The organism is Gluconacetobacter aggeris (assembly GCF_014174395.1).
GTDB lineage: Bacteria > Pseudomonadota > Alphaproteobacteria > Acetobacterales > Acetobacteraceae > Gluconacetobacter > Gluconacetobacter aggeris.
Genome location: NZ_JABEQD010000004.1, coordinates 255,900 through 268,650, shown reverse-complemented (window position 1 = coordinate 268,650; position 12,751 = coordinate 255,900). Strand labels below are relative to the sequence as shown.

12 protein-coding genes are annotated in these 12,751 nt (G+C 69.1%); 7 read left to right on the top strand and 5 right to left on the bottom strand.

The window, feature by feature from the left end; translation table 11 throughout:
* The first annotated feature begins 30 nt into the window (after nucleotides 1-30).
* On the top strand, nucleotides 31-927 hold the full coding sequence (locus tag HLH36_RS08510) for an NAD(P)-dependent oxidoreductase (protein ID WP_182985954.1): 897 nt from the start codon (nucleotides 31-33) through the stop codon (nucleotides 925-927).
* Nucleotides 928-972: 45 nt separating this feature from the next.
* Here the strand turns inward: HLH36_RS08510 and HLH36_RS08505 are convergent, their stop codons facing one another.
* Complete coding sequence (locus tag HLH36_RS08505; protein ID WP_182985953.1) at nucleotides 973-1,836, bottom strand: squalene/phytoene synthase family protein; 864 nt, start codon at nucleotides 1,834-1,836, stop codon at nucleotides 973-975.
* 147 nt (nucleotides 1,837-1,983) lie between these two features.
* On the opposite strand from HLH36_RS08505, the gene HLH36_RS08500 reads away from it, so the two are divergent.
* Complete coding sequence (locus HLH36_RS08500; protein WP_182985952.1) at nucleotides 1,984-2,592, top strand: superoxide dismutase; 609 nt, start codon at nucleotides 1,984-1,986, stop codon at nucleotides 2,590-2,592.
* A gap of 72 nt (nucleotides 2,593-2,664) precedes the next feature.
* Here HLH36_RS08500 and HLH36_RS08495 read toward each other — a convergent pair whose 3' ends face one another.
* Entirely contained in the window at nucleotides 2,665-4,086 is a 1,422-nt protein-coding gene (locus HLH36_RS08495) for a sugar porter family MFS transporter (protein ID WP_246376582.1), read from the bottom strand.
* A gap of 187 nt (nucleotides 4,087-4,273) precedes the next feature.
* Entirely contained in the window at nucleotides 4,274-4,654 is a 381-nt protein-coding gene (gene yajC / locus HLH36_RS08490; protein ID WP_182985951.1) for a preprotein translocase subunit YajC, read from the bottom strand.
* A 131-nt stretch (nucleotides 4,655-4,785) separates the two neighbouring features.
* Here yajC and HLH36_RS08485 point away from each other — a divergent pair, with 131 nt between their 5' ends.
* The 3 genes from HLH36_RS08485 to HLH36_RS20055 all read left to right on the top strand — a co-directional run bounded on the left by HLH36_RS08485 (nucleotide 4,786) and on the right by HLH36_RS20055 (nucleotide 8,011).
* Nucleotides 4,786-5,685, top strand: coding sequence for an ATP-binding protein (locus tag HLH36_RS08485; RefSeq protein ID WP_182985950.1), 900 nt, complete (start codon nucleotides 4,786-4,788; stop codon nucleotides 5,683-5,685).
* A 222-nt stretch (nucleotides 5,686-5,907) separates the two neighbouring features.
* Nucleotides 5,908-6,993, top strand: a complete 1,086-nt coding sequence (locus HLH36_RS08480) for an aromatic ring-hydroxylating oxygenase subunit alpha (protein ID WP_182985949.1) — start codon at nucleotides 5,908-5,910, stop codon at nucleotides 6,991-6,993.
* Between the two features lie 16 nt (nucleotides 6,994-7,009).
* Nucleotides 7,010-8,011 (top strand): bifunctional GNAT family N-acetyltransferase/(deoxy)nucleoside triphosphate pyrophosphohydrolase, encoded by a 1,002-nt coding sequence (locus HLH36_RS20055; protein WP_182985948.1) that lies wholly within the window; start codon nucleotides 7,010-7,012, stop codon nucleotides 8,009-8,011.
* Nucleotides 8,012-8,061: 50 nt separating this feature from the next.
* Here the strand turns inward: HLH36_RS20055 and HLH36_RS08470 are convergent, their stop codons facing one another.
* Nucleotides 8,062-8,970 carry an SMP-30/gluconolactonase/LRE family protein gene (locus tag HLH36_RS08470; RefSeq protein ID WP_182985947.1) on the bottom strand — a complete coding sequence of 303 codons (909 nt, stop codon included), beginning with the start codon at nucleotides 8,968-8,970 and terminating at the stop codon, nucleotides 8,062-8,064.
* Nucleotides 8,971-9,050: 80 nt separating this feature from the next.
* On the opposite strand from HLH36_RS08470, the gene HLH36_RS08465 reads away from it, so the two are divergent.
* Nucleotides 9,051-9,806, top strand: a complete 756-nt coding sequence (locus HLH36_RS08465; RefSeq protein ID WP_182985946.1) for a competence/damage-inducible protein A — start codon at nucleotides 9,051-9,053, stop codon at nucleotides 9,804-9,806.
* A 19-nt stretch (nucleotides 9,807-9,825) separates the two neighbouring features.
* On the opposite strand, the gene HLH36_RS08460 is transcribed toward HLH36_RS08465, so the two are convergent.
* The gene (locus tag HLH36_RS08460; protein WP_338030419.1) at nucleotides 9,826-11,724 is read right to left on the bottom strand and encodes a glycoside hydrolase family 3 C-terminal domain-containing protein; all 1,899 of its coding nucleotides are present in this window, start codon (nucleotides 11,722-11,724) and stop codon (nucleotides 9,826-9,828) included.
* A 390-nt stretch (nucleotides 11,725-12,114) separates the two neighbouring features.
* On the opposite strand from HLH36_RS08460, the gene HLH36_RS08455 reads away from it, so the two are divergent.
* Nucleotides 12,115-12,639, top strand: coding sequence for a DUF3576 domain-containing protein (locus HLH36_RS08455; protein WP_182985945.1), 525 nt, complete (start codon nucleotides 12,115-12,117; stop codon nucleotides 12,637-12,639).
* Nucleotides 12,640-12,751: the final 112 nt, after the last annotated feature.

The following is a 12,751-nucleotide window of genomic DNA, read 5'->3' as shown; positions in this document are numbered from 1 at the left end:
AACGGGACGGAAAAGAAAAGGAGCAGCATCATGCCCGATTCCTCTGAGCACGGCACGGCCGGCACTGTCGGCTTTGTCGGCTTCGGCGCCATGGCCAGCCGCATGGGCCGCAATCTCCAGGCCGCAGGATACCAGATCGTGGCCTACACCCCTTCCGGCAAGGGCGGCGACGGCGATACGCGCTTCCTGCCCTCGCCGCGCCTGCTGGCCGAAGCGGCCGGGGGGACCGTCATTCTCTGCGTCCCGGACGACGAGGCGCTGGCCAGTGCCGCGTACGGGCCGGATGGCGCGCTGGCGGGCATGGCGGCGGGACAATTGCTGATCAACACCAGTTCGGTATCGCCCGAGGCGTCGCTGGCGCTGGCCGCCGCCGCCGGGGAACGCGGGATCGCCGCGCTGGATGCCCCGGTATCCGGCAGCACGCCCGAGGCCGATGCCGGGGCGCTGGTGGTGCTGGTCGGCGGGGACGCGCAGAGCGTCGCGCGGGCCCAGCCGATCTTCGACATTATCGGCAAGACGACGATCCATGCCGGGCCGGCGGGCAGCGGCTCGAAGCTGAAGCTGGTGATCAACGGCATCATGGGCGTGGGCCTGGCGGCGGTTGCCGAGGGCATGTGCTACGGACTGGCCGCCGGGCTGGAGCGCGACATGCTGTTCGAGGCCCTGGATTCGGTCGCGGTGATCTCGCCCCACCACAAGCGCAAGCTGAAGGCGGCGCGGACCGGCGATTTCCGGCCGCAATTCCCGACCCGCCTGATGCAGAAGGACATGCGGCTGCTGCTGGACGCCGCTGCCCGCGTGGCGGCCCCGGTGCCGACCATGGCCGCCACCACCCAGTTGCTGTCCCTGACGCGGCGGCTGCACCCGGACGACGATTATTCCGCGCTGTTCGCCGTGCTGGAAGGCACGGTGGCCAACACGCCGTAAGACGCACGCCGTAAGACGTACTGGGGGCCCGGCCGGACGGCCGGGTCAGCCGAACGCCATCGCGGCCATCACCGCCAGCCGGTCGCCCAGGCCGCGGGGTGCGAATCCGACCGGCGCGTCGGCGGCCCCCCGGGCCAGGTCCCGCCGGGCCAGGATGCCGGGCAGTGCCGCCGCGCGGGCCGCGCGCGGCAGGCGCGGGCGCCCGGCCTCGGCCAGGAAAGCCGCGCCTTCGCGGCACAGGGCGGCGCGCAGGCCCCGCAGGATGTCCGGCGTCAGCGTCGCGCCGTCGCGAATCGCGTCGCCCGACAGGCTGGCTTCGGCCAGTGCGGAGTCCGGCACCGGGCATCGGCCACCGGCCAGCACCATCTCCAGATGCCGCACCAAGCCGCCCGCGCCATAGGCGGCACCGTGCGATTCGACGGCTTTCAGCAGATCGGGGTCGGTCACGCCGGCCGCCTGGGCGATCGCGACCTGCACGCCGCCGGCACCGCCAAGCATCGCGGCGCGCCAGGCGGGCCAGTCCGCCAGCCCGTCCAGTTCGGCCTCACGCGCGTCCAGAATGCCCAGCAGCGTTTCCACCTTTACCCTGCCGGTCGCGATCAGCGCGCGCAGCGGCCCGGCGACCGCGTGCGGGTGGCCCGCGCCCTCGACGATCTCGCGCCACCATTGCAGGCGAATCAGCCCCGCCATCGGCCCCGCGACCGCGCGGGACTGCATGCCGCCCAGGGCGCGAACGGTTTCGTGATTGAACGCGATCAGCGTGAAGGCGTCCTCGCGCGCTGCCTGCGGCAGGAACAGGGCGCACAGGAAGCGGTCGGGATCGGCCCGACGGGCGGCTGCCGCGCCGGGGGAAACTCCGGCTCCGGCGGCGCGTCTTTCGGGGGGGGCTGGCCTGGCAGCGATTGTCATGACAACGACTTGCCGCGCGCGACGGCGTGGCGCAAGAGTTTCGGCCGGCGGGTCGGCCGTCCCTGTTCCGTCACTTGACGCCCCTTCCCCGCCCTCATAGCTCTGACGGGCGGCGTTTCCGCCGCTGCAATTCCAAGGAGAACGTCCATGGCTTTCGAATTGCCCACTCTTCCGTTCCAGACCAACGCGCTGGCGGCGCGCGGCATGTGCCAGGAAACGCTGGAGCTGCATCACGGCAAGCACCATCAGGCCTATGTCACCGCGCTGAACGGCTTCGTCGAGGCCAAGCCCGAACTGCAGGGCAAGTCGCTGGAAGAGATCATCCTGGCGGTCAAGGGCGATGCGGCCCTGGCGCCGGTGTTCAACAATGCCGGCCAGCATTGGAACCATATCCTGTTCTGGCAGAACCTGTCGCCGACCGGCGGTGTGATCCCCGACGCGCTGGCGGCCAAGATCACCGAGGATTTCGGCAGCGTCGACACGTTCAAGACCGATTTCAAGGCGGCGGCGACGTCGCAGTTCGGTTCGGGCTGGGCGTGGCTGGTCCTGGGTTCCGACGGCAAGCTCAAGGTGACCAAGAGCGCCAACGGCTCCAACCCGCTGGCCGAAGGCCAGGGCAAGGTGCTGCTGGGCCTGGATGTGTGGGAGCATTCCTACTATCTCGACTTCCGCAACCGTCGCCCCGACTATGTGACCAACTATCTGGACAAGCTGGCGAACTACGAGTTCGCCGAGGCGCAGCTCAAGGCCGCCTGATCGGCCGACGGCAGCGCAGGTTCTGGAATGCCCGGCCCCCTTGGGGCCGGGTTTTTCATGTCGGGCCGCCTGTTACCGGGGCCCGCGCCCGATATCGCGCAGGCGCACGCCGGCGGTGAGGTCACGCTCGATCCGCTCCAGCGTCAGGTCCTTCGTCTCGGGCACGAACAGCGCGACCAGCACCACGAACAGCGCATTCAGCCCCGCATAGAGCCAGAAGGTGCCGGACAGGCCCAGCCGGTCCACCAGGGTGAGGAACGATACGCCCACGATCATGTTGGCGATCCAGTTGGCCGCGGTGGAACAGCCGACGCCGAATTCCCGGCCCTGAAGCGGCTGGATTTCCGCGCACAGCACCCAGACGATCGGCCCGGCCGAAAACGCGAACCCCGAAACGAAGCAGACCATTCCGCCGATGGTCAGCGCCTGCGCCGTCGCCTCCCGCACCTCGGCGGAGGGCGAAAGGCCGAGCAGCACCATGCCGATGCTCATCACGACCAGCCCGCAGATCAGCAGGGGCCGGCGGCCCCAGCGATCGACCAGCCCGATCGCCAGGAAGGTGGCGGCCACGTTCACCGCCCCCACGCTGACGGTGCCCCACAGCCGGGCATGGTCGATGAAACCGGCCAGCCCGAGGATGCGCGGCGCGTAATACATGACCACGTTCATGCCGGTGAATTGCTGGACGAGTTGCAGCGTCACCCCCAGCAAGACCGAGCGGCGGAAATTCCGGTCCGCGCGCAGCAGCGCCCAGCCCGACGTGCGGACATGCAGGCGGGCGTCGATCTCGCGCAGTTCGCGGGCCACGCTGTGCCCCTGGCCGCGCAGGTCCTGCAGCGTGCGCCGCGCCGCCTCGCGCTTGCCGCGCATCATCAGCCAGCGGGGGCTGGACGGCAGGAAGGCGACGCCGATCATGAAGACGATGCCGGGAAACGCCACGATCCCCAGCATCCAGCGCCAGGTATCGAAATAGGAAAACAGCGCGTTCGAGACGAAGGCCGCCATGATGCCGAGGGTGATCATGAGCTGATAGATCGACACCATGGCGCCCCGGTGCGGGGGATCGGCGATCTCGGCGATATAGAGCGGCGCGGTGAAGGTCGAAATGCCGACCGCCAGCCCCATCATCACCCGTCCCGCGATCAGCATCCCCACCGATCCGGCCATGGCGCAGAACAGCGACCCCGCCACGAACAGGACCGCGCCGATGAAGAGCGTGTGCTTGCGCCCCCAGCCGAAGGAGAGGCGCGCCGCAATGGGCACGCCCAGCGCAGCGCCCAGCATCATGGCTGCGACGATCCATTCCTGCAGGAGACGATTGGCGTGGAATTCCCGCGCGATCGGGGCGAGGGCGCCGGAAATGACGCCGATATCGAGGCCGAACATCAGGCCGGCCACCGCCGCGAGGCCCGAGGCCACGCCGGCCCGGCCCGGTGCACTGGTGGCCGCGAAGCGCCCGGCCTTCATCGCGTCGAGTTCTCCGTACAGCGTCATTCCCCCTCCCCCGAACGGACATAACGGCGGTCGACGCCGCCGGTTCGCCGTCCGTGCCGAGGAGGTACGCCCAGAGCCTGACCGACCATGTGGGCTGGCGAGCGAGAGCGGCCCTGATGGCCGAGAGCACCGGAGCGCAGGACATGCGCGCCGGATCGCCGCCGGCGCGCATGTTCGGTCAGGCTCTTCAGCCGGCCTTGGGGGCGGCGTCGTTGGCCGGCTTGGCGGTGCTGGTGACCACCGAGGTCAGGGTCTCGCGCAGGACCGTCACCCGCACGTTGGGGGCGATCTCGACCTCAAGCTCGTTCGAATCGTCGCGCACCTTCTGCACGACGCCGACGATGCCGCCGGCCGTCAGTACCCGGTCGCCACGGCGCAGCGCCGCGAGCTGGGCGCGGAGCTGCTTCTGCTTCTGCTGCTGCGGGCGGATCAGGAGGAAGTAGAAGATCGCGAACATCGCGACATAGGGCAGGATCGACATCAGGCCGCCGGCGCTCAGGAATCCTCCCTCGCCTCCGGCGGTCTGGGCGTATGCCGGGGTTACAAGGAAATCCGAAACTGAGGTCATGTCGCGTTTCCGGCCGTCATTTAGTGGGTTGCGGGCTGAGGCAGTGGACCATAGTTTTCGTCCGTTTCCCGTCAAGGCGTCGGTTCGCCGGTAGCGGCGCTTTTCCCAGCCACCCAGCCACAGGACCGACGATGGAGTCCCACCCTCTGCTGCCCGTTCTCGACCGTATCGCCCAGGCGCTGGAGCGGCTGTCCCCGCCGCCGCCGAGCCTGGCGGGCCTCGATGCGGCCGATGCCTTCGTCTGGCATCCCGCCCAGGGGCGGCTGGCGCCGGTGGCCCATGTGGCGCATGTCGATATCGGCCTGCTGCGCGGTGTCGAGATCCAGAGCCGGCTGGTGCTGGACAATACGCTGCATTTCGCCCGTGGCCTGCCGGCCAACAACGTCATGCTGTGGGGGGCGCGCGGCATGGGCAAGTCATCGCTGGTCAAGGCCGCCCATGCCCAGGCCAACCAGATCGATGGCACGCCGGCCGAACCGGGCGCGGGCCGGCTGGTGCTGATCGAGATCCAGCGCGAGGACCTCGCCACCCTGCCCGACCTGCTGGCCCTGCTGCGGACCAGCCCGCGCCGCTTCATCGTCTTCTGCGACGATCTGTCGTTCGAGAGCGAGGATGCCGACTACAAGGCCCTGAAATCGGTGCTGGATGGCGGCATTTCCGGCCGGCCGGAGAACGTGCTGTTCTACGCGACCTCCAACCGGCGGCACCTGATGCCCCGCGACATGATCGACAATGAGCGCTCGACCGCCATCAACCCGTCCGAGGCGGTCGAGGAGAAGGTCTCGCTGTCCGACCGGTTCGGGCTGTGGATCGGCTTTCACAACTGCGCCCAGGATATCTTCCTGGACATGGTGCGGACCTATGCAAGAGCCCGCGACCTGGCGATCGGAGACGAGGATCTGGCCCGGCGCGCCAATGCGTGGTCCGTCACCCGGGGCGGGCGGTCCGGCCGTGTCGCCTGGCAGTTCGTCGAGGACCTGACCGCCGAACTCGCCACCGCGCCGCACGTTGGGGAATCGACATGTCCTTGATCCGGATCAAGGCCGGCGACCGATTCCATCCCTGATATCTTGATGCCCTCCGCCATGCCGGCAGGAGGGGGAAACCGGGCCGGCATCGTTCCGAAACATTGATACGCGTTATCAATTGCACGACACGATGAGATGCCTCTTTAATGTGTGCGGCTTATGTCCTGGTACCGCACGGCCCGCCGGACAGAAGCAGGCGACCGAGCATATGCATATAGAGAGACGATGAACCAGATCTTTTCGACGGACAGCATGCCCCGCCCCGCCCTGACCCTGGGAGAGGACCTGCGACGCATTCGCTGTGATCCCGATTTCTGGTACCCCGTGGCCTGGTCGCACGAACTCAAGGCCGGCAAGACGATCGGCACCCGCTATGCGGGCCTGCCGATCGCGCTGGTCCGCCCCGTCGAAGGCGAGGTCTTTGCGCTGGAGGATCGCTGCGCCCACCGGCAGGTGCCGCTGAGCAAGGGCACCGTGAAGGGCCAGGCGGTGCAATGCTGCTATCATGGCTGGGCGTATGGCCGGTCGGGCCGCTGCATCGACGTGCCCTATCTGGGCAAGGGCAAGCTGCCCAATGGCGTGCGCACCTATCCCTGCCGCGAACAGGACGGGCTGATCTTCGTCTTTCCCGGTGATGCCGAGAAGGCCGGGTCCGTGCCGCTGCCCAAGCTGTCGCAGGTCGCCAATCCCGAATACAAGACCAGGCGCTTCGGCCGGCATGTGAAATGCCACTACAGCTTCATGCATGAGAACCTGATGGATATGAACCATCAGTTCATGCACATGAAGCAGATGGGCCAGATGAAGCCCCGCTTCCTGGGCCAGGATCGCGGGCCCGGCATGATCGAGGCGCGCTATACCTTTGCCCGCACCGGCGGCAAGCAGCCGATCGGCGAGGCGCTGGTATTCGGGCAGAAGCGCGACAACAGCGCGAAATTCGCCCATCGCGACGTCATGACGATCCGTACCGAATATCCGTACCAGACGCTGAAGATCGAGCCGACCGGCGGCGAGGCGGTGATGGATCTGTGGATCGCCTACGTTCCGCAGGACGAGGAGCAGTTGACCAACCGCGTCTTCGGGCTGCTGTCGATCAAGCGCCCCAAGCTGCCGGGCGTGCTGGACCTGGCATGGCCGTTCCTGGTCGCCTTTACCGAGCGGATCTTCCGCGAGGATCGCGAGATCGTGGAACTGGAGCAGAATGCCTGGAACGAGCTGGGTGGCGATCACAACCAGGAAGTGTTCCCGGTGATCCGCGACCTGCGTCAGCTTCTGGCCGAATGCGGCATCCGCGCCCCCACCGCCGGTTGAGGGTGTCGTCACATCCATGAGCGACGAACGGACGGATACCACCCTGCAGGCCGGGCCCTTCCGGCTGCGGGCCCTCCTGTCCTCGGACGCGGGTGCGATGCACCGGCTGGTCAATGACTGGAGCGTCATCCGGATGCTCAGCCGTGTCCCGTTTCCCTATCCGCGGGGGCTGACGGATGAGTGGATCGCCTCGACCGCCGATCTGTCGCGGCGGGGGGCAGCCTATCATTTCGCCATTACCCACCCCGAATCGGAGACGCCCGATTCGCTGATCGGCTGCATCGGCCTGCAGGTCGATCGCGGGCGCCGTTCGGCGACCGTGGGATACTGGGTCGGCCGCCCCTACTGGAACCGCAAGGTCGCCACCAGCGCAGTGGGGCGGATCACGCGCTGGGCGCTGGCCAACATGCCGGTGGACCGCGTCGCGGCTGCCGTCGCGCATGACAATCCGGCTTCGATCGCCGTGCTGCGCCGGCTGGGTTTTCGCGAAACGGGCACCGGGCACCAGGAATTCGTCTCGCGCGGCGGCGAGCATCCGGTCCTGCTGTTCGAAGCGACGCGGGCGGACATGGCGATGAATGCGCCATCGGCGGGTTCTTCCACCCTGGCGGCGGAACGGAAGCGCGTGGTACTGGTGGCCGCCGTCGCGCTGATCGATACCGACGGGCGCATCCTCCTGGCCCGGCGGCCGGAAGGCAAGCCGATGGCCGGTCTGTGGGAGTTCCCCGGCGGCAAGGTCGAGGCCGGCGAAACGCCCGAAGCGGCGCTGATCCGCGAACTGGACGAGGAGCTGGGGCTGGACGTCAGCCGTTCGTGCCTCGCACCCTACACCTTCGTGTCGCACGATTACGGGCATTTTCACCTGCTAATGCCCGTTTATGTCTGCCGGCGCTGGAAGAACGTTCCGCGCCCGCGTGAGGGCCAGACCCTGGCGTGGGTTCGGGGGGAGGATCTGTCGGCTTATCCGATGCCCGAGGCCGATCTGCCGCTGGTGCCGTTACTGCGCGATCTGGTCTGAGAGACGGTTGCAAAGCCGCGCTTAGCCGCAGGCGACTTTCAAACCTGCCCCTACAGCGCGAACGGGGTGTCGAGCGTGAAGGTGGCCTGTTTCTGCCCGGCGATGCTGGTGCCGAAGGCGAACAGGCTGCCGCTGAGGGGCTGGTCCGCGAGCTGCTGCGCCGACAGGCCCTTGCGGGCGGTGGTGACGAAGACGGTGCGGTAATCGGCGCCGCCGAAGGCCACCTTGGTGACGTTGCGGGCCGGCATGGGAATGGGTTCGACCTTCGTGCCGTCGGGGGCCAGGCGCTCGATCCGGCCGCCATCCCACACGCCGATCCACAGGAAGCCCGCGCTGTCTACCGCGATGCCGTCGGGATAGCCGTCGCGCAGGATGGCGAAGACCCGCCGGTTCGACAGGCTGCCGTCGGGCGCCACATCGAACGCGTAGACGGTCCGGGCGGGCGAATGGTTGTGATAGAGCGTGCGCCCGTCGGGAGAGAGGGCCGGGCCGTTGCTGACGACGTAGCCCGTATCCTCGCGCCGGATCGACAGCGCGCCGCGATCCTGGCGGACGGAATAGAGCGAGCCGGTCGGGTCGGTTTCCGCGTCATGCATGGTGCCGAACCAGAGGCGGCCGAACCGGTCCACATGGCCGTCATTGATCCGGTTGCCGGGCTGGTCGGGCTCGACCGGCAGGTCCAGGCCGAACCGGCCGGTGGCGGGCGAAAACCGGTGCAGCCCGTCACGCAGCCCGCACAGGAAGGTGCCGTCGGCCAGCGGTACCAGGAAGCCCGGCCGGTCCGGCGCGGCCCAGGATGTCCGCTCCCCGCTTTCCGGCCGGTAGCGGTGGATCGCCTTTCCGACGATATCGACGAAATACAGGGCCTGCTCGGCTTCCGACCAGACGGGGCCTTCGCCCAGCATGGCTGGAAGCTCCCACACGCAGCGCGGCACGCCGCACATCGGTCCTTCCCTCATCGCCCATTCCTCCCGTCTGGCCGGAAGCGGATTCCGGGCCCATAATGATGGTCCATGCCATCGGACAGAGACCTGCCGCCATGAACCCGACAGCCTGCATTCTCGTCATCGGCAACGAGATTCTTTCGGGCCGGACGCAGGACGTCAACGTGCAATATATCGCGCGACGCCTGTCCGAACTGGGGATCACGCTGTCCGAAGTGCGGATCATCCCCGACCGCCGCGAAATTATCGTGACCACGCTGTGCGACGTGCGGGCCCGATTCGACATGGTGTTCACCACCGGCGGCATCGGCCCGACCCATGACGACATCACCGCGCCCTGCGTGGCCGAGGCGTTTGGCGTGCCGTGGACCATTCACCCCGAAACCTTCCGCGCGCTGGAAGCCCATTTCGCCCCGGGCGAATTCAATGCCGCCCGCCAGCGCATGGCCACCCTGCCACAGGGGGCGACCCCCATCACCAACAGCGTCTCGATCGCGCCGGGCTTCAGCATCGGCAATGTCCATGTGCTGGCCGGCGTGCCGCGGATCATGCAGGCGATGTTCGATTCCCTGGCCCCCAGCCTGCCGCGCGGCACACCCGTGACCTCGCGCAGCTGGTACGCGCTGGACCTGTATGAGGGCACGCTGGCCGCCGGCCTGTCCGAGATTCAGGACCATCATCCGGACCTCGATATCGGGTCCTATCCGTTCCGGCGGCCGGATGGACGACGGGGCGTCGCCCTGGTCAGCAAGGGCCTGGACCGCGATGCCGTGCTGGCAGCGGCGGAAGCGACGCGCGACCTGATCACCCATCTGGGCTTTACGCCGCAGGAAGGCGAACCGCCGCCCTGAGCGTCCGCCGTGAAGGTTTCTATCCGTTGTCACCATCCGGCAACGCGCCGGGGGCGTGCAGGTCCGGCAGGTGGATCATCACCTGCCGGACCAGATTGGCGGAATGGCCGCCGAGCGACACGCCGTAATCGCCGGCGGGCACCATCCATTCCAGCGTGGCCGGATTCCATCGCCCCAGCATCCGTGCATCGACCGCCAGGGTGAGATGCGTGGTCTGTCCGGGGGCGAGCTGTACGGGGCGCCAGCCGACCAGCCGCTTGGGTGCCCCGCCGCTTCCTTCCGGCAGGTCCAGATAGATCTGCGGCACGTCGCGCCCGGGCGCGGCGCCGCGATTGGTCACGCTGAAGGCGACCAGCAGCCGAGACCCGTCCCGCGTCGCCTTCAGGTCGCCATAGGTAAAACGCGCGCGGGCCGACAGCCCGTATCCGAATGGAAACAGCGGCGCGACATGCGCCCGGTCGAACGCCTTGTAGCCCGCCAGATGCTCCTGGGGCGGCGCCATGCCGCCGGTAAAGGTCACCGGCAGCCGCCCGGAGAAATCGCGCTGCCCGATCAGCAGCTCCGCCAGGACATCCTCGCCGCCGTCGCGCCATGACCAGGCCTGCACAAGCCCGTCGACCAGATCCAGCCAGGGCATGCGCCGGTCGGGATCGTCCGACAGCAGGACGACGACCACGTGCCCCCCATTATCGGCCACCGCGCCGATCAGCCGGTCGTCCTCGGGGCCGGCGGAGAGGATCACGATATGGCTGGCCTGCGCGATATCGGGCGGCAGCGGCCCGTTTTCGGGCGCATCGGCCAGTCGCACGGTCCGTCCCGTGCGGCTCAGGGCATCGATTACCGCCCGCGCCGCCGTACGGGCCGCCCCCGCGCCCAGGACGAGGATCGGCTCGGCTGGGGTGCCGGCCAGCGGCAGGACCGCGTTTTCATTCCGCAGCAGGACCGCCCCCTCGGCCACCATCTCTTCCGCCAGCGGGTCGCGGTAGGAGGTGGGCGCGCGCAGCGCGCCGAAGGGAGGCGGATGCTCGGTCACCCCGGCTTCGTCCATCGACTGCATGACATGGGCAGCCATGCGATCCAGCCGGACGGGCGGCACGAAGCCGCCCTTCGTCACCGCCTGCCGCAGGGTGGCGCCGAACAAACCCGTGTCGGCGGGTCCGGGCTCGCCCTCCACGTCGACGCCGGCCGCCAGTGCCGAAAGCAGGGCATGGCGACGGGCCGGCGGATCGTCCGGCGTCGCATGGTCCGCCAGCAGGGCGATCATGCCGCCATAGCGCCATCCATCGCGGAGCGTGCGCTCCATGCCGTCCAGGCCCCCGCACGGCCGGAGCCCCACGGTGGCGACCCGGCAGAGCATGCCCGCCCCCCTGGCCTGCCCCAGCGCGATGGACAGCGCCAGCATGCGGTCCTCGGACATGCCGTCGGCGCCGGGCCGGCCACGGCCGCCGAACAGCGGCAGCACATGGCCCGAGATCAGCCCGGATGCGACCTCGCCCATCATCCGGCCGGCCAGCAGCGGGTCCTCGCCATCATAGGCCCGCCCCGCCGGCAGCGGGCCAATTCCGCCGACCGCCGCGAGCGCGCGCCCGCCGGCCCGGATTGCGCGGGCCTGGGCCTGCCCCGCCCGCCGGGCCAGATCGCGGTCCCAGGTCGCCATCAGCGCCAGCGGGGAGGACTGGCCCGCCTCGCCATCCACCATGGCCATGCGCAGGGCCGGCAGACCGGCGCGCGGGATGCCGGGCAGGGTTACGATCGACACGCCTTCGGCTGGCGCGGGCGCGGGCACGACATCCGCCCGGACCAGCATCAGTTTCTCGGCCTGGGTCAGGCGGGCCGCCAGGAGCGTGCCCCGCGCCGGCCGGTCGGCCGCGCCGGCATGCGGGGCCGCCAGCAGCGACAGGACCGCCAGAGAGGCCACGCGCCGCCATTGCCCGTGGAGCCGCCCAGGGGACCGCCGCCATGTCCGCCTGCCCGCAATGCCTGCCACGCCGCCCCTCCGATCTTTCGTCCCGTCGCGCGGCGACTCCTCGCGCGGCCCCGTATGATGGCCATTTTCAAACCGCCGGGCACAGGGAAGGCAAGGCTTGGGATCGCCATCGCCGCCCCCATTCGTGCCCCGGTACCGATCGCCGTCGCGGGCGGCACGGAGAAAATCACCGGCCGGCTTGGCGGGGATGGCGGGCCGGGATATGAAGATGGCAGTGAAACCGGCTGAACCGAGGCCCGACCGCAGGCCCCGGACGGGCAGGACAGGCCACGGCCGCCGATCCATCAGCGGGGCCAGACCCGAGGGGACCACAGGGGCAACATGACCGTTCGACCGCCATTCGCCATTCACCGTCTTTCGCCATCGGCCCGCCTGCTGGGCGGGCTGGCGCTGTCGTCGCTCCTGGGCCTGACCGCTTGTTCCTCGTCGCACCGCCGCGCCGATGCGGGGCTGGCGATGCCGCAGAATCACCTGATCACCGAGGATCGGTCCGCCAGCGGCGGTGACGACCAGATCGGCAAGAGCGGCGTGAACGCCTATCTGTGGCGCGGTGCGATCGACACGCTGTCCTTCATGCCCTTTGCCTCGGCCGACGCGATCGGCGGCGTGATCCTGACCGACTGGTACACGCCGCCGGCGACCAGGAACGAGCGTTTCAAGATCACGGCCTATGTCCTGTCGCGCAACCTGCGCTCGGACGCGCTGCGCGTGTCCGTCTTCCGCCAGGCGCTGACCGACGGGCAGTGGGTCGATACCCCGGTCGCCCCGAACACGGTGTCGGACATCACGACCCGAATCCTGACCCGGGCGCGGCAGCTTCGCGCCGACAGTGGCGGCGGCAAGTAAGCCCCTCCCCCCGGCGCACCGCGCCGGGGACGATGCCGGGCTGCGGCCCGGCATCCCTTCTTCGTATCGGCCGGTCGTGACAGACCGCGACGCTCCGGCCCATGCTCCTGGA